General features: G+C 56.9%; 1 pseudogene. It reads right to left on the minus strand.

Annotated elements, in window-relative coordinates:
* Positions 1 to 216: pseudogene (locus tag FDX22_RS32170) on the minus strand (stationary phase inducible protein CsiE); the annotation flags it as partial.

Genomic DNA, 216 nt, shown 5'->3' on the forward strand with positions numbered 1-216 from the left:
GGGGTTCCTTCGATCGCATAGCCACCATTCTGCGCGGTGGCTATCGTGAGCCGGTGATAGCGCTGGATTTCGAGCCCTGCGCCAATAATATCTTCCTGAACCGTGGCATCATCGACACCGTTGAGGCTGCTGAAGGTTTGTGTAGTAGCGATTTGCCCCGGCAGGAAAAGCGTCAGCAGTACCTGGCAACGGCGCTGGGGAGCGGAAAGTACAGAT

Source organism: Citrobacter sp. TBCS-14 (assembly GCF_005280805.1).
In the GTDB taxonomy this organism is placed as follows: Bacteria; Pseudomonadota; Gammaproteobacteria; order Enterobacterales; family Enterobacteriaceae; genus Citrobacter; species Citrobacter gillenii.